The organism is Paenalcaligenes suwonensis, assembly GCF_011290505.1.
GTDB lineage: Bacteria > Pseudomonadota > Gammaproteobacteria > Burkholderiales > Burkholderiaceae_B > Paenalcaligenes > Paenalcaligenes suwonensis.
This window is the reverse complement of the sequence record NZ_JAANPV010000001.1, coordinates 194,969-212,442: the sequence shown is the minus strand read 5'-3', so window position 1 is coordinate 212,442 and position 17,474 is coordinate 194,969. Positions and strand designations below refer to the sequence as shown.

The following is a 17,474-nucleotide window of genomic DNA, read 5'->3' as shown; positions in this document are numbered from 1 at the left end:
GCAAGAGCTCTGTATCTGCTTTGCTGTATAGCCCTACTGACTTTACCCCATTACAGTCATATGCCATACATGATTATGGTTATCACAAATAAAAAGGAGACTGCTACATGGAGACACATGCAAAAGTAGCACCCGTAGATGAACTGCTACCCGCAGGGAAACTCGGCTTATTGGGCTTGCAACACGTACTGGTCATGTACGCGGGTGCCGTCGCCGTGCCCTTGATTGTAGGGAGGGCGCTGAACCTCAGCCCTGCAGAAGTATCCTTATTGATTGCTGCGGATTTGTTTGTCTGCGGTGTCATTACCATCATCCAATCCTTAGGCGCCACGCAGTGGCTAGGTATACGCCTACCCGTCATGATGGGCGTAACCTTTGCTGCTGTTGGCCCCATGGTGTCCATGGCGCATGCCAACCCGGGCCACGAAGGCGCGCAGCTACTCTTTGGCACGATTATCGGCGCGGGGATTATCACCGTAATTATCGCGCCGGTAGTCAGCCGTTTATTACGCTTCTTCCCGCCTGTAGTCACCGGCACTATCATCACCATGATTGGTATCACCTTGATGCGTGTGGGTATTAACTGGATTTTTGGTAATCCGGTAGGCCCTACCGCCCCCCAGTTGGTAGACCCCAATCACCTTGCGTGGCTACAAGCCGTACAGCAAGCAGCCGCACCTGGTTCGGCACTACCACCGCCGCCAGATGGTTTGGTGCTAGCCGCGTCGGTTCCTAACCCGCGCTACGCCGCCATGCCTGCACTCAGTATCTCTGCCATTGTGCTGCTGTCTATCTTGCTGATTGCTAAGTTCTGCCGTGGTTTCATGGCGAACGTCGCCGTATTGCTGGGGATTGTGATTGGTGCCATCGTGGCGACTGCTATAGGCATGATGACCTACGAGAAAGTCGCTGCCGCACCGTGGGTGGATATTGTGCTGCCCTTCCATTTCGGCATGCCTAAATTCAACCTGCTGTATATCCTGACCATGACCTTAGTCATGATTGTGGTGTTGATTGAATCCACTGGTATGTTCTTGGCGTTGAGCGACATGACTGGCAAAAAGATCACCCAGCGTGAACTTGCCGCCGGTTTGCGTACAGACGGTGTGGGTACGATTGTGGGCGGTATTTTCAATACCTTCCCGTACTCCAGTTTCTCGCAAAACGTGGGGTTGGTAGCCGTAACAGGTATTCGTAGCCGTTTTGTGTGTGTGGCCGCCGGGGTGATTCTGATTATCTTGGGCTTACTGCCAAAAATTGCCGCACTCGTTGAATCCTTGCCTACCGCTGTACTGGGTGGTGCAGGTATTGTGATGTTCGGTATGGTCACAGCCACCGGTATTCGTATCTTGTCGCAAGTCAATTACGTTTCCAACCGCAACAACGCCATGATTGTGGCCATCTCTATTGGTTTTGGCATGATCCCCCTGGTGGCCCCCCACTTCAAACAGTGGATGCCAGAAAGCTTGGGACCGCTCATCGAGTCTGGGATTTTACTGACCTCTATTTGTGCCGTAGTGTTGAACTTGTTCTTCAACGGTGCCAATAAAGACACCCAATTAAGCGTAGACCCTGATGCACCCACGCCAGAGGCTCACGCCTCCTAACCCTACTCGTACGGTATAACGCCGTACGTCTGTAGCAACCTTACAAAGCACAACGCCCACAGTGATTTCCCTGTGGGCGTTGTGCTTTTTTACGGGTAACGACTTAGATTTGTGTCACAAACTTAGTCACCAGATAACCATCAAAGGTTTCTGTACCGCCTTCACTACCAATACCACTGTCTTTCACGCCACCAAATGGCGTCTCAGGCAAAGCGCTACCGAAGTGGTTAATGTTTACCATGCCAGACTCAATGCCTGTGGCCGCTTGATGCGCGGTTTGCAACGAGTTGGTAAACACGTAAGACGACAAACCAAATGGCAGGTGGTTAGCTTTACGAATTACCTCGTCAGTATCCGAGAAAGGCACCACAGGAATCACGGGGCCAAAAGGCTCTTCGGTCATCAACATGGAGTCTTCGCTCAGGTCCGTAATCACGGTAGGCGGGAAGAAGTTACCAATACCTTCCAACTTCTCGCCACCCAGCACCACTTTGCCGCCATGCTGCATGGCGTTTTCCACGAATTTCGCCATACGTGGCACGCTGCGTTGGTTAGCCAGCGGGCCCATTTGTGTCTCAGGGTCTAAACCGTTACCCACACGCACTTGTTTCAGGGCGTCTACGAATTCTGCCAAGAAACGATCATAAATGTTTTTGTGCACGTAGAAACGAGTAGGCGATACACACACCTGACCGGCATTACGTACTTTGAAAGTTGCCAATTGTTTAGCAGCACGATCTACATCGGCATCATCAAACACCAATACTGGTGAATGACCACCCAACTCCATTGTGGAGCGCTTCATATGTGCGCCGGCCAATGCAGCCAGTTGTTTACCCACCGCCACCGAACCCGTGAACGAAATCTTACGCACGATGGGTGAACGGATCAGGTAGTCAGAAATAAACGGTGGATCCCCCCACACGATGTTCAGTACGCCGGGTGGCAAACCTGCATCGTGAAAGGCTTGTGCAATCGCCATCACAGCGCTAGGGGCCGTTTCAGGGCCTTTCAGAATAATGGTACAACCCGCGCCAATGGCGGCGGAAATCTTACGAATAGCTTGGTTGTACGGGAAGTTCCATGGCGAAAACGCCGCACACACACCAATAGGTTCGCGCAACACCATTTGACGCACATCGGGGTTACGCGCTGGTACGATGCGGCCATAGATACGGCGGCACTCTTCAGCATGCCAGTCGGCGTGATCGGCACATGCCACCACTTCGCCAACCGCCTCAGCCAATGGCTTACCCATGTCTTGCGTAATGTTACGGCCAATTTCCTGTGCACGGTCACGTGACAGTTGGGCTACCTTACGCAAAATCTCTGAACGCTGCATAGGGGAAGATTTTTTCCAGCTCTCAAACGCCTTCGCAGACGATTCCAGCGCCAAGTCCAAATCGGCCTGTGTTGCCATTGGCAACTGCCCCAATACCTCTTGTGTGGCCGGATTCACTACCGGCATGGTCTCCCGCCCATTGGCCTCCACAAATTGACCATTGATATATAAAGCCAGCTTTTCGTACATGTTTGTCCCGTTATGCATTAGTAAATATTGTAAATATCGTCACGTGCACGCATTGTTCAATCGTGATTTTTCCACTATACCCGAACTGCTTTATGGGGTCATCGTTGTTGCGGTAGGCACACGATACAAGTCTGGGTTCAGCCCACCTTCTAGCTGGTCTGGCTGCACCGTACGCAACGTTTCAAAGCCTATTAACTGCACACCTTCGGCTTGCAGCTCTTGTTGGATTTCTTCGGTATAGACGCCAGCTAACTCTTGGCTATATAACCCCGCCTCTTGTGCTGTCTCGGCAATCAGCTCTTGCTTCGCAGGGGACAACCCGTCCAAAAATGCCTCACTGCCTAGCCACACGCTCATCGTAGGCTCACCGCCCATCGCCGATAAGTATCTCGCAGACTCCAACCAGCCATACTCATACAGCGTAAATAAACTGCCTTCTGCCCCGTCTACCGCACCATAGGTCAGCGCTGTAGCCACCTCTTTAGGCGCCAACACCACAGGTGTCGCACCGTGCTCTTCCAGCAACTGCTGTTGTGCCGGATTCGCGGTAGTCGCAATTCGCAGCCCCGCTAAGTCACTGGGTTTATAGAGCGGTTTTTTCGCTAAAAACAAAGGCGTGCCACCCTGGTAATTGTCCATGACCACCCTAAACCCCTGCTGACGCAGTGCTTGGCTATAGGCCGCCAATAAGGGCTCGGTTGCTTGTTCAGGCAACGTGCTCAGCGCACCCGCATTCGGTATAGCGCTTTCCTGTATAGGCAATGCCACTAAAGCAATCACGTTTTTGCCATCGGCTATATCGTCTATAGCTTGGGTGATGTCTGCTTCGGCCTTAGCATCGTAATGCAGCACAATCTCGCCAGCACTACGCTCTTTCAACAACGTCGCCCATTTTTCTACCACCTTCGTTGTAAAGCCATTGGGTTCGCCATCATGTACCACTTGTAGCACTGTAGGCGTTGCCCACACCCCCAATGGCATACAGAGCAAGCACAAGGTACGCACTAACATTAGCCAAACTTTGTTTTTCTGCATGGTTACTTCTCTCCACCACATAACTGTTCTTTACACTACTACACCGCACCGTGCTCCTTCGTGTCAGGCTAAACAGTACCCTACCTGTAGGCTAGGCTTACACTTTTTTTGCGATTGGTATCATTCCATGACGTGTTTTAACGAGTTTACGTTTATACACGTTCCAGACTTGCCAGAGATAGAACGGCTTCGGTACAGTTTCAATTAGCTACGTTACAAGCACGCCGCACTACTCTGTGGGTAAGCGTAAAAACGTTACAATGCACCATCACTGGATTTTCACTGCATTTCATGAACAGCTCTTCTTCCGATACGTTGCTGAAGTTCGAATCTGCGTCGCTAGGCTACGGTCCTTTTACCGTGCTAAGCGATATAGATATTGACGTTAAGCGTGGCCAAGTGGTGGCCATGATGGGCGGTTCTGGCTCAGGAAAAACCACATTGATGCGAGCCGCCACACGCCAAATCGTGGCGCAAAGCGGTAGCGTGTATGCATTTGGTCAAGATTTAGCCAAATTAAACGACCAAGAAGTACGCCATGCCAGACAACGTATGGGCGTGCTGTTTCAACAAGGCGCTTTATTCACTGACTTAAACGTCTTTGAAAACGTTGCTTTTCCACTGCGTGAGCACGCTAGCCTGTCTGAAGAACAAATACTAGAACGCGTACTAGGCAAATTAGAGGCGGTAGGGCTGCGCGCTGCAGCGCACCTGCAAATCTCTGAGATTTCTGGTGGTATGGCACGCCGCGTCGCTTTAGCGCGCGCCATTGTGCTAGAACCCGAGCTCATTTTGTACGATGAGCCTTTTGCGGGTTTAGACCCTATTTCCCTAGGCATTACCGCACAGTTAATACGTGACCTTACCGATAAACTGAACTGCGCGTCGGTACTGATTACACACGACGTACCCGAATCCTTTGCCATCGCAGACCACGTATATGTCGTGGGTCAAGGCAAACTGATTGGTCATGGCACACCTGAGCAATTGCAAGAATCTACAGATCCTTATATTGCCCAGTTCTTGCATGGTGAGCCTGACGGCCCCATTGCCTTTAACTACCCAGTGACGCCTGCGTTTAACGACTGGTTAAATACACAACGCCGCTCATGATAAAACTGCTCTCCCCTATCACGGCCCTTGGCCGCTTTGTCAGACTGAGCATTCATGGTTTGGGTGCTTTCACGCGCTTGCTGTTTGCCATCTTGGCGCGCTCCGGCATTGCGTTAAAACGCCCCGGCTTGGTGTCTCAACAAATACATTTCATCGGCAACTACTCCCTGCTGATTATCGCCATTTCTGGCCTGTTTGTTGGTTTTGTGCTGGGCCTACAAGGTTATTACACACTTAGCCGTTACGGTTCCGAGGAAGCCTTAGGGCTATTGGTTGCGCTATCGCTTAGTCGTGAACTGGGCCCCGTTGTCACCGCCTTGCTGTTTGCGGGGCGCGCAGGCACCTCGTTAACCGCTGAAATTGGCTTAATGAAAGCCGGTGAGCAGCTTACCGCCATGGAAGTCATGGCCGTAGACCCTATTCGACGCGTTCTAGTACCTCGCTTCTGGGGTGGTTTTATCGCTATGCCTATTTTGGCCACTGTATTCTCAGCCGTTGGTGTCATCGGCGGCTGGATTGTAGGTGTACCCATGATTGGCATTGACCCAGGCTCTTTCTGGTCTCAAATGCAGTCTGGCGTTGATATTTTTGATGATGTGCTAAACGGCGTTATCAAAAGCATTGTGTTCGGTTTGGTAGTCACGCTGATCGCCCTGTATACAGGCTGGACAGCCAAAGCAACACCCGAGGGTGTTTCCCGTGCCACGACCCGTACTGTGGTCGCCGGCTCCTTAGCCGTGCTCGGTTTGGATTTCCTGCTTACAGCACTGATGTTCAGCAATTAATTTTTTACGGATACGTATCATGTCACGCGAAAGATCTGATTTTCTTGTAGGCCTGTTTGTGCTGATAGGCCTTGTCGCCTTGGCCTTTCTGGCACTGCGCGCAGGCAACCTGAGCTCTTTCTCATTTGCGCCTACCTACCAAGTGCAAGCTTCCTTTAATAACTTAGGCGGCTTGAAAATACGCGCGCCCATCAAAAGCAGCGGCGTAGTCGTGGGTCGCGTCACCAACATCGCTTTTGACAACGAAGACTTCAAAGCCTTGGTCACCATGGAGCTTGAAGACCGTTACCAATTCCCTGATGACAGCTCGGCGTCTATCCTGACCTCTGGCTTATTAGGCGAGCAGTACATTGGCATCACCCCCGGCGGCAGCGATGATCCGCTGCGTAACGATGGTGTGATTCCCTACACACAAAGCGCGGTTGTATTGGAAGAGCTCATTAGCAAATTCCTCTATAACAAAGCTGGCGAATAACCTCCATACACCCGTATAAAGAGTGCGTCCAAAAAACGACTCTACGGTCTTTTTGCTATATATAGGACTCCAGCATCTGGTATCTTTGTCACTCTTTACCACGGATTTTTGATCATGAACGTCACACAGCAAACCTCACCCCCTCTCTATAAACGTCCTCTTGCCATCGGTTCTACGTTGGCGGCACTGGCGTTGGTGAGCGGCTGTGCAACCGTGAACAACCCTAACCCTAGGGATCCGTTTGAAAGTTACAACCGGACCATGTATGCGATCAACTACAACATTGATCAAGCCTTGTTCCGCCCTATTGCCTCGGCCTACCAAACCCTAACCCCTCAACCAGCACAGAACTGTTTCCGTAACATGTTCAATAACTTAGGGGATATTTGGTCTGCTGCTAACAGCTTCTTGCAAGGCCGACCGCACGACTTCTTTAACACCTTGGGTCGTGTGCTGTTCAACACCACCATGGGTGTAGGCGGCTGTTTCGACGTAGCATCACAAATGGGTTCCAGACGTATTCCTAACGACTTTGGCACCACGCTAGGCGTATGGGGCATCCCCACAGGCCCATACCTAGAGTTGCCATTACTGGGTCCAAGCACCCTGCGTGATACCACGGGCTATGTCACTGTCCTTGCGGGTATAGACAGTCTGACTGAAGTACTACCAATCATGGCCATCAAAAACGTACCTGTACGTAACTCGCTGATGGGCGTATACATCGTCAACATGCGCTCTAATCTGTTGGATGCTGACGAGTTGGTGAACGAGGTAGCACTGGATCGCTACAGCTTCATCCGTGATGCATACCTGCAACGACGTGATGCCATGGTAGAAAGCCGCTTAAACGGTGGCACAGCTGGTGATGCTGCACTGCCTGATTACGGCGACGATGAAGATTACGACGACGATAGCTCTACCACTACAGCTCCTGCCCCCGCACAAGACTGAAGGTTGAAACAATGATGCTTACTACTATTTTTAGACTACCTGCTCTCTTGCTCATGACCTTTAGCCTGACACTGTTCAGTCCATTGGCAAGTGCACAGAACATTGATGCCAATGCTGCACCACAAGACTTCGTGGAAGCGGTAGCGAGCACAGCACTGTCAGCGGTTAAAAACGATGCTGCCGCTCGTCAAGGCGATCGTGAGGCCGTTAAAGTACTGATAGAAACCTACGTATTGCCTTACGTTAACTTCGAGAAAACCACACGTTTGGCTGCTGGCCGACACTGGCGTACCGCCACACCAGAGCAACGTCAAAACCTGGTTGATGCGTTTAAAAACACACTGATCCGCACCTACAGTGGTGCCATGGCCAAAGTAGACGACAACTCCAGCATTTCCATGCAACCGTTTCGCGGTGATGCCTCGGCAAATGATGTAGTGGTGCGTTCCATGATCAACCAAAGCAATGGCCCAGCTGTTGCCGTAGATTACCGCTTGGAAAAAACACCTAACGGTTGGAAGGTGTACGATCTGAACGTAGAAAACATCTGGCTCATTCAAAACTACCGCAACCAGTTCAATGACCAGATTGCTCAAAACGGCATAGATGGCCTGATCAACGCGTTGAATCAGCAAAACCGCTAATCCTGCGCTACACTTGATCGGATCACCTCTGCCTTTCCGATCCTAACTCTATGCAGAGTCGGGTTTACTCATAAGCCCGGCTCTTTGTGCTTTCATGTCTGCCATTCTGCTTGAAAACGTTTCAAAAACCTTCAGCCCTAAGCGCCCTACGCTGCCGTTTTTGCGCTCTGCCAAGGCCGCAGAGACCCCGCCTTTTCAGGCACTGAAGGACGTCTCTCTGCGCATTGAGCCCGGAGAGTTTTTTGGTTTGCTAGGCCCTAATGGCGCTGGCAAAACCACCATGATTTCCATTTTGGCAGGTATCACCAAAGCCACCCAAGGTACGGCTAAGGTGTATGGCTACGATGTACAAAGCGAATACAGACAATCACGTCGCGCGTTGGGCGTAGTGCCTCAAGAGTTAGTGTATGACCCCTTCTTCACCGTACGTGAAACACTGCGTTTACAGTCCGGCTACTTTGGCCTACGCAACAACGACGACTGGATTGACGAAATTCTGCACCACTTGGGCCTAAGCGATAAAGCCAACTCCAATATGCGTGCATTATCTGGGGGGATGAAACGTCGTGTACTGGTGGCACAAGCCTTGGTACATAAACCCCCCGTTATTATTCTGGATGAACCCACGGCAGGTGTGGACGTAGACTTGCGCCGCAACCTATGGGAATTCATCACCAGCCTTAATCGCGCGGGCCATACGATTTTGCTCACCACCCACTATTTAGAAGAAGCCGAAGCGCTGTGTGGCCGCATTGCCATGCTGAAAGCCGGCGAGATCATCGCGCTAGACACCACGGCGAACCTGCTGAAAACCGCAGGTAGCCACGATTTAGAAGAAGCCTTTGTACGTATCATGCATGGTGAACAACTGAATGAGGGATTGGCATGAACACACAACCTACGCCCACCAAGCGCTGGGGAGTGCCTGACCAAGACAACCTGACGCAACTCGCACAAGACTCCTTACCACCATTGCAAACTCAACCTGGTGGCTCTGGCTTTCCCACACTGCTGTTTAAAGAGCTGAAACGCTTCTGGAAAGTTGGCGGCCAAACCATGGCAGCACCGGTATTGTCTGCCTTGCTGTACTTGCTGGTGTTCGCGCACATCCTAGAAGGGCGCGTGAATGTATACGACAAAATTCCGTATACCGCTTTCTTGATCCCCGGCTTGATGATGATGAGCATGCTGCAAAATGCCTTTGCGAATCCATCGTCGTCGCTGGTGCAAAGTCGCATGGGTGGAAACCTTATTTTCATCCTGCTACCGCCGCTGTCGCACTGGGATATTTTTGCCGCTTACCTGTTGGCTTCTATTATTCGTGGCTTGGTCGTCGGTATTGCGATTGGCGTTGTGTCGCTGTTTTTTATCCCTTTGCAAATTTACAGCTACCTGTGGGTACTGACCTTTGCGATTTTATCCTGTGGCGTCATGGGTGCTCTGGGTATAATTGCAGGCTTATGGTCTGAAAAATTTGATCAGCTATCTGTGTTCCAGAACTTTTTGATCATGCCGGCTACGTTCTTGTCTGGCGTGTTCTACTCCATACACAGCCTGCCTCCTTTTTGGCAGACGGTATCGCACTGGAACCCAATTTTCTACACCATCGATGGCTTCCGTTATGGCTTTTTTGCCGTATCAGATGCCTCCCCTTGGCACAGTCTGGCCGTGGTTGGGTCCGTGTTTGTCGTACTGTGCCTGATCCTGCTACGCATGCTCATTTCGGGCTATAAATTACGGAATTAATTATGTTGCCGACACCTGAACTCGTACGCCAGTACATTGCCGACAACCTTGACTGTGAACATGTTGAAGTCACAGGCGATGGTGCCCATTTCGAGGCCATCATCGTAAGCCGTGAATTCGAAGGCAAACGCGCTATCGCCCGTCACCAACGTGTATACAAAGCATTGGGTAACCGCATGGATGCTGAAATCCATGCACTATCCATGCGCACCCTTACTCCCGACGAATACAAGGCTGAACAGAATGGATAAACTGCGCATCACCGGTGGTCAACGTTTACACGGAGAGATCACCGTATCCGGTGCCAAAAATGCCGCCCTGCCTATACTTTGCGCGACGTTACTGACTGCCGATACGGTTACGCTACATAACGCGCCAGAGCTGCGTGACATAGACACCACCCTAAAACTGCTAAGCCAGTTAGGTGTGCATGTAGAGCGCAACGCTGAAAGCGTCACCATACGCGCCAATGAACTCAACAGTTTGGAAGCACCGTACGAATTGGTAAAAACCATGCGTGCCTCCATTCTGGTGCTGGGCCCCTTGCTGGCCCGCTTTGGCGAAGCGCGTGTCAGCCTACCGGGCGGTTGTGCCATTGGCCAACGCCCCGTGGATCAGCACATCAAAGGCTTGGAAGCCATGGGTGCTGATATCCATATCGAACATGGTTTCGTTGTAGCCAAAGCCAAACGTCTTAAAGGTGCGGTAATCCGTACCGACATGGTGACTGTTACAGGTACCGAAAACCTGCTGATGGCCGCCACCTTAGCCGAAGGCGAAACCATTCTGGAAAATGCGGCCCGCGAACCTGAAATCGTGGACTTGGCCGAACTGCTGATCGCCATGGGCGCAAAAATTAGTGGTCACGGCACCGATCGCATCACCATTCAAGGTGTAGAACGCCTGCACGGTGCTGAACACACCATCATGCCAGACCGCATTGAAGCCGGTACCTTCCTGTGCGCTGTAGCGGCCACGGGCGGTGACTTAATGTTGCGTCGTGCCTGCCCCGATACCTTGGGTGCCACGCTAGACAAACTGCGTGAAGCAGGTCTGCATATTGAAACCGGCCCTGACTGGGTACGTGGCACTATGTATGGTCGCCCTAAAGCGACTGGCTTTCGTACCAGCGAATACCCCAGCTTCCCTACCGATATGCAGGCTCAGTTGATGGCGTTAAACACCATTGCTGACGGTACTGCCATGGTAGTGGAAACCATTTTTGAAAACCGTTTCATGCACGTACAAGAGCTAATCCGCTTGGGTGCACAGATAGAAATCGATGGTAATGCCGCCGTAGTAACCGGCGTGAGCCAATTGTTGGGTGCCCGTGTGATGGCAACCGACTTGCGCGCATCTGCCAGCTTGGTCATCGCAGGCCTTGCTGCTAAAGGCGACACCATTATCGAACGTATCTACCACTTAGATCGTGGCTACGATCGCATGGAATCCAAACTGCAAGCAGTAGGTGCCCAGATTGAGCGCCTAACGAAGGAAGAAGAATGAGCCCAGCCAGTGCAAATCGTCCACTGACCTTGGCACTTTCCAAAGGCAGGATTTTTGATGAAACCCTGCCTTTGCTGGAAGAAGCCGGTATTAAGGTGTTGGAAAGCCCAGAAACATCACGCAAACTGATTCTGCCTACCAACTCACCTGATCTGCAAATCATTATTGTGCGCGCCACCGACGTACCTACGTATGTGCAATACGGTGCTGCCCATATTGGCATTGCGGGTAAAGACGTGCTGTACGAACACAGCGAGCATCATCCCGGTGGTATTTATCAGCCCATCGATCTGAACATCGCCCGTTGCCGCATGAGCGTGGCCGTGGCCGAGGGTTTTGATTACGACAACGCCGTACGCAAAGGCTCACGCCTACGTATCGCGACTAAGTACACCCGCGCTGCACGCGAGCACTTTGCGTCCAAAGGGGTATACGTAGACTTAATCAAGCTGTACGGTTCTATGGAATTGGCTCCCTTGGTAGGGCTGGCCGATGCCATTGTTGACTTGGTTTCAACAGGTAGCACCTTGCGTGCCAACCATTTGGAAGAAGTGGAAGAAATCGCCCAGATTTCCTCGCGCCTCATCATTAACCAAGCCGCGATGAAAACCCGTCAGACTGAATTGCAGCCTCTGATCAACGCTTTTATGCGCGCAGCGGTTGAACCACCCCAGAACTAGACGATCTCGGATACACTAAACTGTACCCTGTTGTTTCTCTTTTGATTAGTACCATGTCCATGATCCGCCGTTTGAACACGACATCTGCCCAGTTCGACCAAGAACTGCGCGACTTGCTGGCCTATGAAGCCACGCAAGATGATTCCATCGAGCAAGCCTGTAAAACCATTCTGCATGCGGTGCAGCATCGTGGTGACGAGGCCCTGCTAGAGTTCACACAGCGTTTTGATCATGTACCGGCACAATCCATCGCTGACTTAGTCATTTCTGCCGACGAGCTACAGCAAGCACTGAACACGCTGCCTGCTGAGCAACGTAGTGCATTGGAAAAAGCGGCCGAACGTGTACGTTCCTACCACGAGAAACAACGTGCCAGCGACTGGTCTTACACCGAAGCCGATGGCACTGTTTTAGGCCAAAAAATCACGCCACTGGATCGCGTAGGTTTATACGTACCCGGTGGTAAAGCTGCGTACCCATCGTCTGTCTTAATGAACGCCATGCCTGCCAAAGTAGCGGGCGTAAAAGAGCTGGTCATGGTAACGCCCACCCCTAAAGGCGAGCGCAACCAGCTAGTACTGGCAGCGGCGGCATTGGCAGGTGTGGATAAGGTGTACACCATTGGTGGCGCACAAGCCGTGGCAGCACTGGCGTACGGCACACAAACCATTCAACCTGTGGACAAAATTGTTGGCCCAGGTAACGCCTACGTGGCAGAAGCCAAACGCCGTGTCTTTGGCGTTGTAGGCATAGACATGATTGCTGGCCCTAGCGAAATTCTAATCATCGCTGATGGCAGCACACCCGCTGAATGGGTAGCCATGGACTTGTTCTCGCAAGCCGAGCACGATGAATTAGCGCAATCCATTTTGCTGTGCCCAGACGCTGCCTACCTAGACGCTGTTGAAGCCGCTATCGCCAACTTGATCACCACCATGCCGCGTGAAGCCATCATCCGCCAAAGTCTACAAGACCGTGGCGCACTGATCTTAGTACGCGACTTGGACGAGGCATGTAACGTTGCCAACCATATTGCCGCCGAACACCTGGAAATTTCCACTCAGGAACCTGAGCGTTGGGCACAAAAAATTCGCCATGCGGGTGCAATCTTCATGGGTCCTTACAGTTCAGAGTCGCTAGGCGACTACTGCGCAGGCCCTAACCACGTATTGCCCACATCGCGTACCGCGCGTTTCTCATCGCCTTTAGGTGTGTATGATTTCCAGAAACGCAGCAGCTTAATTAATGTCTCGCAGGCCGGCGCTCAAACGCTAGGCCCTATTGCCGCCACACTCGCTAAAGGCGAAGGGCTATTTGCCCACGCTGCTAGCGCAGAATACCGGCTCAAACCTTAACCCCGGTCTGGTTACCGTTTTGTTATGCGTACAGCTGAAGTTTCCCGTAATACCAATGAAACCCGTATCCGTGTTGCCATCAATATTGATGGCACCGGCCGCCATAATCTAAACAGCGGCGTACCTTTTCTGGACCACATGCTGGACCAGATCGCTCGCCATGGTTTGATTGACTTGGATGTATCCTGTGACGGAGACACCCACATCGATGACCACCACACTGTAGAAGATATTGGCATCGCTCTGGGTAAGGCTTTTGCCCAAGCCGTTGGCAACAAAGCAGGTTTGCGCCGTTACGGCCACTCCTACGTGCCACTGGACGAGGCCTTAAGCCGTGTAGTCATCGATTTCTCCGGCCGTCCTGGTCTGTTTTACTACGTAAACTATACGCGTGCTCGTATTGGTAATTTTGATGTAGATTTAGCCCGCGAGTTCTTCCAAGGCTTCGTCAACAACGCCAACGCTACCGTACACATCGATAATCTACGTGGCGAAAACGCACACCACCAGTGTGAAACCATTTTCAAGGCCTTTGGCCGTGCATTGCGTATGGCACTGGAAGTAGACCCACGCAGTGAAGGTATCATCCCCTCCACTAAGGGCGTACTCTAACCCTCACTCTCTGACTATCCATCGTGAGTACGATCGCAATTGTCGATTACGGCATGGGCAACATTCACTCTGTTGCCCGCGCCCTTCAAGCAGCAGCCCCCGAGGCCACCATTTTACTGGCCAGCACACCCGCACAACTACAGCAAGCCGATAGGCTAGTCCTTCCCGGACAAGGCGCCATGCCTGACTGCATGCGCTCCTTACAAGAGTCTGGTTTGCTGCATACGTTGCGTGACCAAGCCAACCTCAAACCTTTATTAGGCATTTGCGTTGGTGAACAAATGTTGTTCACCCATAGCGATGAAGGCAACACTGACTGCCTGAACCTGTTTGAAGGTGATGTGGTACGCTTTAACGGACCCGCTTTCTATCACCCAGAACACCAACGCCAAGGGCTGAAAATTCCCCATGTAGGCTGGAATCAAGTTTTTCAGCAACAAGCGCATCCGTTATGGGTGGATATAGCTCAAAATAACTACTTTTATTTTGTACATAGCTATTACGTAAAGCCAGTTGCCACTACACTATGCGCAGGAAGCACCCATTACGGCTATGCTTTCACCAGTGCAGTCGCGAAAGATAATATTTTTGCTGTGCAGTTTCATCCCGAGAAAAGTGCACAAGCCGGTTTACAGTTGCTGCACAATTTCGCACACTGGAAACCTTAACTTAACCCGCATCGCGGCTTTTTCTTTTCGTTTACTACTTAGACATTAACGCTAGAGATCATGCTTTTAATCCCCGCCATCGACCTACAAGACGGGCGTTGTGTACGCCTACGCCAGGGCGACCTGGATGACGCTACTGTATTTTCCGATGATCCCGGTGCCATGGCAGCACAGTGGCTAGATCAAGGCGCACGCCGCCTGCATCTGGTGGATTTGAACGGCGCTGTATCCGGCAAACCGGTAAACCAGGCCGCGATCAAATCCATTTTGGCCGCCATTGACGAAGAAATCCCCGTACAAATTGGCGGTGGCATTCGTGACCTGAACACCATTGAAGCGTATCTGGACCAAGGTCTAAGCTACGTCATCATCGGCACAGCTGCTGTAAAAAACCCCGGTTTCCTGCGTGATGCATGCAGCGCGTTCCCTGGCCAAATCATCGTAGGTTTGGACGCACGCGACGGCAAAATTGCCACCGACGGTTGGAGCAAACTTAGCCGCCACGATGTGCTAGACATTGCGAAAAAATTCGAAGACTACGGCTGCGACTCCATCATTTACACCGATATCGGACGTGATGGCATGCTAAGCGGTGTCAATATTGAAGCCACTGTTGCACTATCGCGCCACGTGAGCATTCCCATCATCGCCTCTGGTGGTGTCGCCAACCTCAAAGACATCGAGGCATTGTGCGAAGTAGAACACGAAGGCATTGAAGGTGTAATTCTGGGCCGTAGCCTGTATGAAGGCACTCTGAACTTTACTGAAGCCCAAAATTTCGCGGACGAGTACGAAGCATGAGTCAAACCAACACCCACAGTTGCCGCATTATCCCTTGCCTTGATGTAAACGCTGGTCGTGTAGTGAAAGGCGTGAATTTTGTGGACTTAGTGGATGCAGGCGATCCCGTTGAAATTGCCCGTCGCTACAACGAACAAGGTGCCGACGAAATCACTTTACTGGACATCACTGCAACCACAGAAAACCGTGACCTGATCCTACCTATTATTGAAGCGGTAGCCAGCCAAGTTTTCATCCCCTTAACTGTGGGTGGTGGTGTACGTGAAGTAGGCGACATTCAACGTTTGCTAAATGCAGGTGCCGACAAGGTGTCTATTAACAGCGCTGCTGTAGCCAACCCTGACTTAGTGCGTGCTGCCGCTGAACACTACGGCTCACAGTGCATCACCGTTGCGATAGATGCGCGTCGCGTGTCTGCTGACGGTGAGCCTGCTCGTTGGGAAGTACACACCCACGGCGGCAAAAAAGGCACTGGTCTAGACGTTATAGAATGGGCCAAACGCATGGCAGATTTAGGAGCAGGGGAGTTGTTGCTCACCAGCATGGACAAAGACGGCACCAAATCTGGCTTTGACCTTGAGCTTACCCGCGCGGTGTCTGACGCTGTATCCATTCCGGTAATTGCCTCTGGTGGCGTAGGGTCGTTAGAACATTTGGCAGAAGGCGTATTACAAGGTGGCGCAAGCGCCGTCTTGGCCGCCAGTATTTTCCACTACGGCACCTACACTATCCCCCAAGCCAAAGCCTATTTGGCAGAACGCGGCATACAGGTTAGGGCATAACATGACCCCAGATTGGCTAGCTCAGGTGCACTTCGATGAGCAGGGGCTAATCCCTGCCATCGCCCAAGACGCCCACACTGGTGCCATTTTGATGGTGGCGTGGATGAACAGCGAAGCCCTCGCAGAAACGGTAGCAACGAATCGTGCTGTGTATTGGTCCCGTTCCCGCCAGCGCCTGTGGCGCAAAGGTGAAGAATCTGGACATACACAAAACTTAAAAGAAATTCGGCTAGACTGTGATGGTGATGTGATTTTGCTGCGCGTGGAACAACTGGGCGGCATCGCCTGTCACACAGGCCGGGAAAGCTGTTTCTACCAGCGCCTGGAGTCCGATGAACAAGGCCAACCTTACTGGAAATCTGTAGACCCAGTATTGAAAGACCCTTCCTCTATTTACAAATGACCACCGATTACCGTAACGTCTTAAGCCAACTGGCTGATCTGCTGGAAACACGTCTACCTGCCAACGGCGGTGACCCACAAACCTCATACAGTGCTCGTTTGCTGGCGAATGCGCCTGACGCATTTCTCAAAAAAATTGGCGAAGAAGCCTGCGAGCTGGTGATGGCTGCTAAAGACAATACGCCTGATCGTATCGTGTCAGAAACTGCAGACCTCTGGTTTCACTGTTTGGTTGCGCTGACCCACTACCAGATCCGCCCCGAAACTGTGCTTGCCGAACTGGCTCGCCGCCAAGGGCTGTCTGGTTTAGAAGAAAAAGCCCAGCGCAGCAAAGACTAAGCACCTGTTTCAGCAAGTGCTGTAAACTTAGGTCTGACCCCCAATTTTTCACTTGTCTATACGTTATGAGCGAAAACTGCCTGTTCTGTAAAATCATTGAAGGTTCAATTCCTTCCGCCAAGGTTTTCGAGAACGACGAATTTGTTGCTTTCAAAGACATCAACCCGGTTGCCCCTGTGCATATCTTGCTGGTACCGCGACACCATGTAGTGTCCTTGCAAGACGTGGACTCTGCTGATGCCACATGGCTAGGCAAAATGATGGCACTGGTACCGCAAATCGCTAGCGAAAACGGTTGCCGTCCAGGAGCAGAGGGCGGCTTTAGAGTCGTTATCAATAGTGGAAACGATGGTGGTCAAGAAGTTGGCCACCTGCACGTACATATTATTGGGGGCCCACGCCCCTGGAAATCCACGGCTACCGCCGTTGCCTAACTTGC

Annotated in this window: 21 protein-coding genes; 19 read left to right on the top strand and 2 right to left on the bottom strand. The window is 51.7% G+C overall.

Annotated features, from left to right (window positions below; translation table 11 throughout):
- Positions 1 to 107: 107 nt before the first annotated feature.
- The gene (locus tag GY634_RS00935; RefSeq protein WP_166406704.1) at positions 108 to 1,607 is read left to right on the top strand and encodes a nucleobase:cation symporter-2 family protein; all 1,500 of its coding nucleotides are present in this window, start codon (positions 108 to 110) and stop codon (positions 1,605 to 1,607) included.
- Between the two features lie 103 nt (positions 1,608 to 1,710).
- On the opposite strand, the gene GY634_RS00930 is transcribed toward GY634_RS00935, so the two are convergent.
- On the bottom strand, positions 1,711 to 3,138 hold the full coding sequence (locus GY634_RS00930) for an NAD-dependent succinate-semialdehyde dehydrogenase (RefSeq protein ID WP_166406703.1): 1,428 nt from the start codon (positions 3,136 to 3,138) through the stop codon (positions 1,711 to 1,713).
- A 90-nt stretch (positions 3,139 to 3,228) separates the two neighbouring features.
- Entirely contained in the window at positions 3,229 to 4,173 is a 945-nt protein-coding gene (dctP, locus tag GY634_RS00925) for a TRAP transporter substrate-binding protein DctP (protein ID WP_166406702.1), read from the bottom strand.
- Positions 4,174 to 4,464: 291 nt separating this feature from the next.
- On the opposite strand from dctP, the gene GY634_RS00920 reads away from it, so the two are divergent.
- The 18 genes from GY634_RS00920 (at position 4,465) to GY634_RS00835 (ending at position 17,469) form a co-directional block, all read left to right on the top strand.
- Entirely contained in the window at positions 4,465 to 5,286 is an 822-nt protein-coding gene (locus GY634_RS00920; RefSeq protein ID WP_166406701.1) for an ABC transporter ATP-binding protein, read from the top strand.
- Positions 5,283 to 6,071 (top strand): lipid asymmetry maintenance ABC transporter permease subunit MlaE, encoded by a 789-nt coding sequence (gene mlaE / locus GY634_RS00915; RefSeq protein ID WP_166406700.1) that lies wholly within the window; start codon positions 5,283 to 5,285, stop codon positions 6,069 to 6,071. The genes GY634_RS00920 and mlaE overlap by 4 nt, the downstream gene beginning before the upstream one ends.
- Before the next feature lie 19 nt (positions 6,072 to 6,090).
- On the top strand, positions 6,091 to 6,546 hold the full coding sequence (mlaD, locus tag GY634_RS00910) for an outer membrane lipid asymmetry maintenance protein MlaD (protein ID WP_166406699.1): 456 nt from the start codon (positions 6,091 to 6,093) through the stop codon (positions 6,544 to 6,546).
- 114 nt (positions 6,547 to 6,660) lie between these two features.
- Positions 6,661 to 7,500, top strand: coding sequence for an MlaA family lipoprotein (locus GY634_RS00905; protein WP_166406698.1), 840 nt, complete (start codon positions 6,661 to 6,663; stop codon positions 7,498 to 7,500).
- A 14-nt stretch (positions 7,501 to 7,514) separates the two neighbouring features.
- Positions 7,515 to 8,144 carry an MlaC/ttg2D family ABC transporter substrate-binding protein gene (locus GY634_RS00900; protein ID WP_207625479.1) on the top strand — a complete coding sequence of 210 codons (630 nt, stop codon included), beginning with the start codon at positions 7,515 to 7,517 and terminating at the stop codon, positions 8,142 to 8,144.
- 94 nt (positions 8,145 to 8,238) lie between these two features.
- The gene (locus tag GY634_RS00895) at positions 8,239 to 9,033 is read left to right on the top strand and encodes an ABC transporter ATP-binding protein (protein WP_166406697.1); all 795 of its coding nucleotides are present in this window, start codon (positions 8,239 to 8,241) and stop codon (positions 9,031 to 9,033) included.
- 50 nt (positions 9,034 to 9,083) lie between these two features.
- Entirely contained in the window at positions 9,084 to 9,890 is an 807-nt protein-coding gene (locus GY634_RS00890) for an ABC transporter permease (RefSeq protein WP_166407118.1), read from the top strand.
- Positions 9,891 to 9,892: 2 nt separating this feature from the next.
- Positions 9,893 to 10,141 (top strand): BolA family protein, encoded by a 249-nt coding sequence (locus GY634_RS00885; RefSeq protein ID WP_166406696.1) that lies wholly within the window; start codon positions 9,893 to 9,895, stop codon positions 10,139 to 10,141.
- Positions 10,134 to 11,396, top strand: a complete 1,263-nt coding sequence (murA, locus tag GY634_RS00880; RefSeq protein WP_166406695.1) for a UDP-N-acetylglucosamine 1-carboxyvinyltransferase — start codon at positions 10,134 to 10,136, stop codon at positions 11,394 to 11,396. The genes GY634_RS00885 and murA overlap by 8 nt, the downstream gene beginning before the upstream one ends.
- On the top strand, positions 11,393 to 12,076 hold the full coding sequence (gene hisG, locus GY634_RS00875; protein WP_166406694.1) for an ATP phosphoribosyltransferase: 684 nt from the start codon (positions 11,393 to 11,395) through the stop codon (positions 12,074 to 12,076). Before murA ends, hisG begins: the two co-directional genes overlap by 4 nt.
- A 53-nt stretch (positions 12,077 to 12,129) precedes the next feature.
- Positions 12,130 to 13,431, top strand: coding sequence for a histidinol dehydrogenase (gene hisD, locus GY634_RS00870; RefSeq protein ID WP_166406693.1), 1,302 nt, complete (start codon positions 12,130 to 12,132; stop codon positions 13,429 to 13,431).
- Positions 13,432 to 13,455: 24 nt separating this feature from the next.
- Positions 13,456 to 14,043: an imidazoleglycerol-phosphate dehydratase HisB gene (gene hisB / locus GY634_RS00865; protein ID WP_135861413.1), complete on the top strand. Its 588-nt coding sequence runs from the start codon at positions 13,456 to 13,458 to the stop codon at positions 14,041 to 14,043.
- A gap of 23 nt (positions 14,044 to 14,066) precedes the next feature.
- Positions 14,067 to 14,711 carry an imidazole glycerol phosphate synthase subunit HisH gene (gene hisH, locus GY634_RS00860; RefSeq protein ID WP_166406692.1) on the top strand — a complete coding sequence of 215 codons (645 nt, stop codon included), beginning with the start codon at positions 14,067 to 14,069 and terminating at the stop codon, positions 14,709 to 14,711.
- Positions 14,712 to 14,771: 60 nt separating this feature from the next.
- Positions 14,772 to 15,512: a 1-(5-phosphoribosyl)-5-[(5-phosphoribosylamino)methylideneamino]imidazole-4-carboxamide isomerase gene (gene hisA / locus GY634_RS00855; protein WP_166406691.1), complete on the top strand. Its 741-nt coding sequence runs from the start codon at positions 14,772 to 14,774 to the stop codon at positions 15,510 to 15,512.
- Entirely contained in the window at positions 15,509 to 16,294 is a 786-nt protein-coding gene (hisF, locus tag GY634_RS00850) for an imidazole glycerol phosphate synthase subunit HisF (protein WP_166406690.1), read from the top strand. The genes hisA and hisF overlap by 4 nt, the downstream gene beginning before the upstream one ends.
- 1 nt (position 16,295) lies before the next feature.
- Complete coding sequence (hisI, locus tag GY634_RS00845; RefSeq protein WP_166406689.1) at positions 16,296 to 16,697, top strand: phosphoribosyl-AMP cyclohydrolase; 402 nt, start codon at positions 16,296 to 16,298, stop codon at positions 16,695 to 16,697.
- Complete coding sequence (locus GY634_RS00840) at positions 16,694 to 17,035, top strand: phosphoribosyl-ATP diphosphatase (RefSeq protein ID WP_166406688.1); 342 nt, start codon at positions 16,694 to 16,696, stop codon at positions 17,033 to 17,035. The genes hisI and GY634_RS00840 overlap by 4 nt, the downstream gene beginning before the upstream one ends.
- 65 nt (positions 17,036 to 17,100) lie before the next feature.
- On the top strand, positions 17,101 to 17,469 hold the full coding sequence (locus tag GY634_RS00835; protein WP_166406687.1) for a histidine triad nucleotide-binding protein: 369 nt from the start codon (positions 17,101 to 17,103) through the stop codon (positions 17,467 to 17,469).
- The last annotated feature ends 5 nt before the right edge of the window (positions 17,470 to 17,474 follow it).

Coding starts and splice junctions, on each gene's coding strand:
- GY634_RS00935 (WP_166406704.1), top strand. CDS start 108: ATGGAGACACATGCAAAAGTAGCACCCGTAGATGAACTGCTACCCGCA.
- GY634_RS00930 (WP_166406703.1), bottom strand. CDS start 3,138: ATGTACGAAAAGCTGGCTTTATATATCAATGGTCAATTTGTGGAGGCC.
- dctP (WP_166406702.1), bottom strand. CDS start 4,173: ATGCAGAAAAACAAAGTTTGGCTAATGTTAGTGCGTACCTTGTGCTTG.
- GY634_RS00920 (WP_166406701.1), top strand. CDS start 4,465: ATGAACAGCTCTTCTTCCGATACGTTGCTGAAGTTCGAATCTGCGTCG.
- mlaE (WP_166406700.1), top strand. CDS start 5,283: ATGATAAAACTGCTCTCCCCTATCACGGCCCTTGGCCGCTTTGTCAGA.
- mlaD (WP_166406699.1), top strand. CDS start 6,091: ATGTCACGCGAAAGATCTGATTTTCTTGTAGGCCTGTTTGTGCTGATA.
- GY634_RS00905 (WP_166406698.1), top strand. CDS start 6,661: ATGAACGTCACACAGCAAACCTCACCCCCTCTCTATAAACGTCCTCTT.
- GY634_RS00900 (WP_207625479.1), top strand. CDS start 7,515: ATGCTTACTACTATTTTTAGACTACCTGCTCTCTTGCTCATGACCTTT.
- GY634_RS00895 (WP_166406697.1), top strand. CDS start 8,239: ATGTCTGCCATTCTGCTTGAAAACGTTTCAAAAACCTTCAGCCCTAAG.
- GY634_RS00885 (WP_166406696.1), top strand. CDS start 9,893: ATGTTGCCGACACCTGAACTCGTACGCCAGTACATTGCCGACAACCTT.
- murA (WP_166406695.1), top strand. CDS start 10,134: ATGGATAAACTGCGCATCACCGGTGGTCAACGTTTACACGGAGAGATC.
- hisG (WP_166406694.1), top strand. CDS start 11,393: ATGAGCCCAGCCAGTGCAAATCGTCCACTGACCTTGGCACTTTCCAAA.
- hisD (WP_166406693.1), top strand. CDS start 12,130: ATGTCCATGATCCGCCGTTTGAACACGACATCTGCCCAGTTCGACCAA.
- hisB (WP_135861413.1), top strand. CDS start 13,456: ATGCGTACAGCTGAAGTTTCCCGTAATACCAATGAAACCCGTATCCGT.
- hisA (WP_166406691.1), top strand. CDS start 14,772: ATGCTTTTAATCCCCGCCATCGACCTACAAGACGGGCGTTGTGTACGC.
- hisF (WP_166406690.1), top strand. CDS start 15,509: ATGAGTCAAACCAACACCCACAGTTGCCGCATTATCCCTTGCCTTGAT.
- hisI (WP_166406689.1), top strand. CDS start 16,296: ATGACCCCAGATTGGCTAGCTCAGGTGCACTTCGATGAGCAGGGGCTA.
- GY634_RS00840 (WP_166406688.1), top strand. CDS start 16,694: ATGACCACCGATTACCGTAACGTCTTAAGCCAACTGGCTGATCTGCTG.
- GY634_RS00835 (WP_166406687.1), top strand. CDS start 17,101: ATGAGCGAAAACTGCCTGTTCTGTAAAATCATTGAAGGTTCAATTCCT.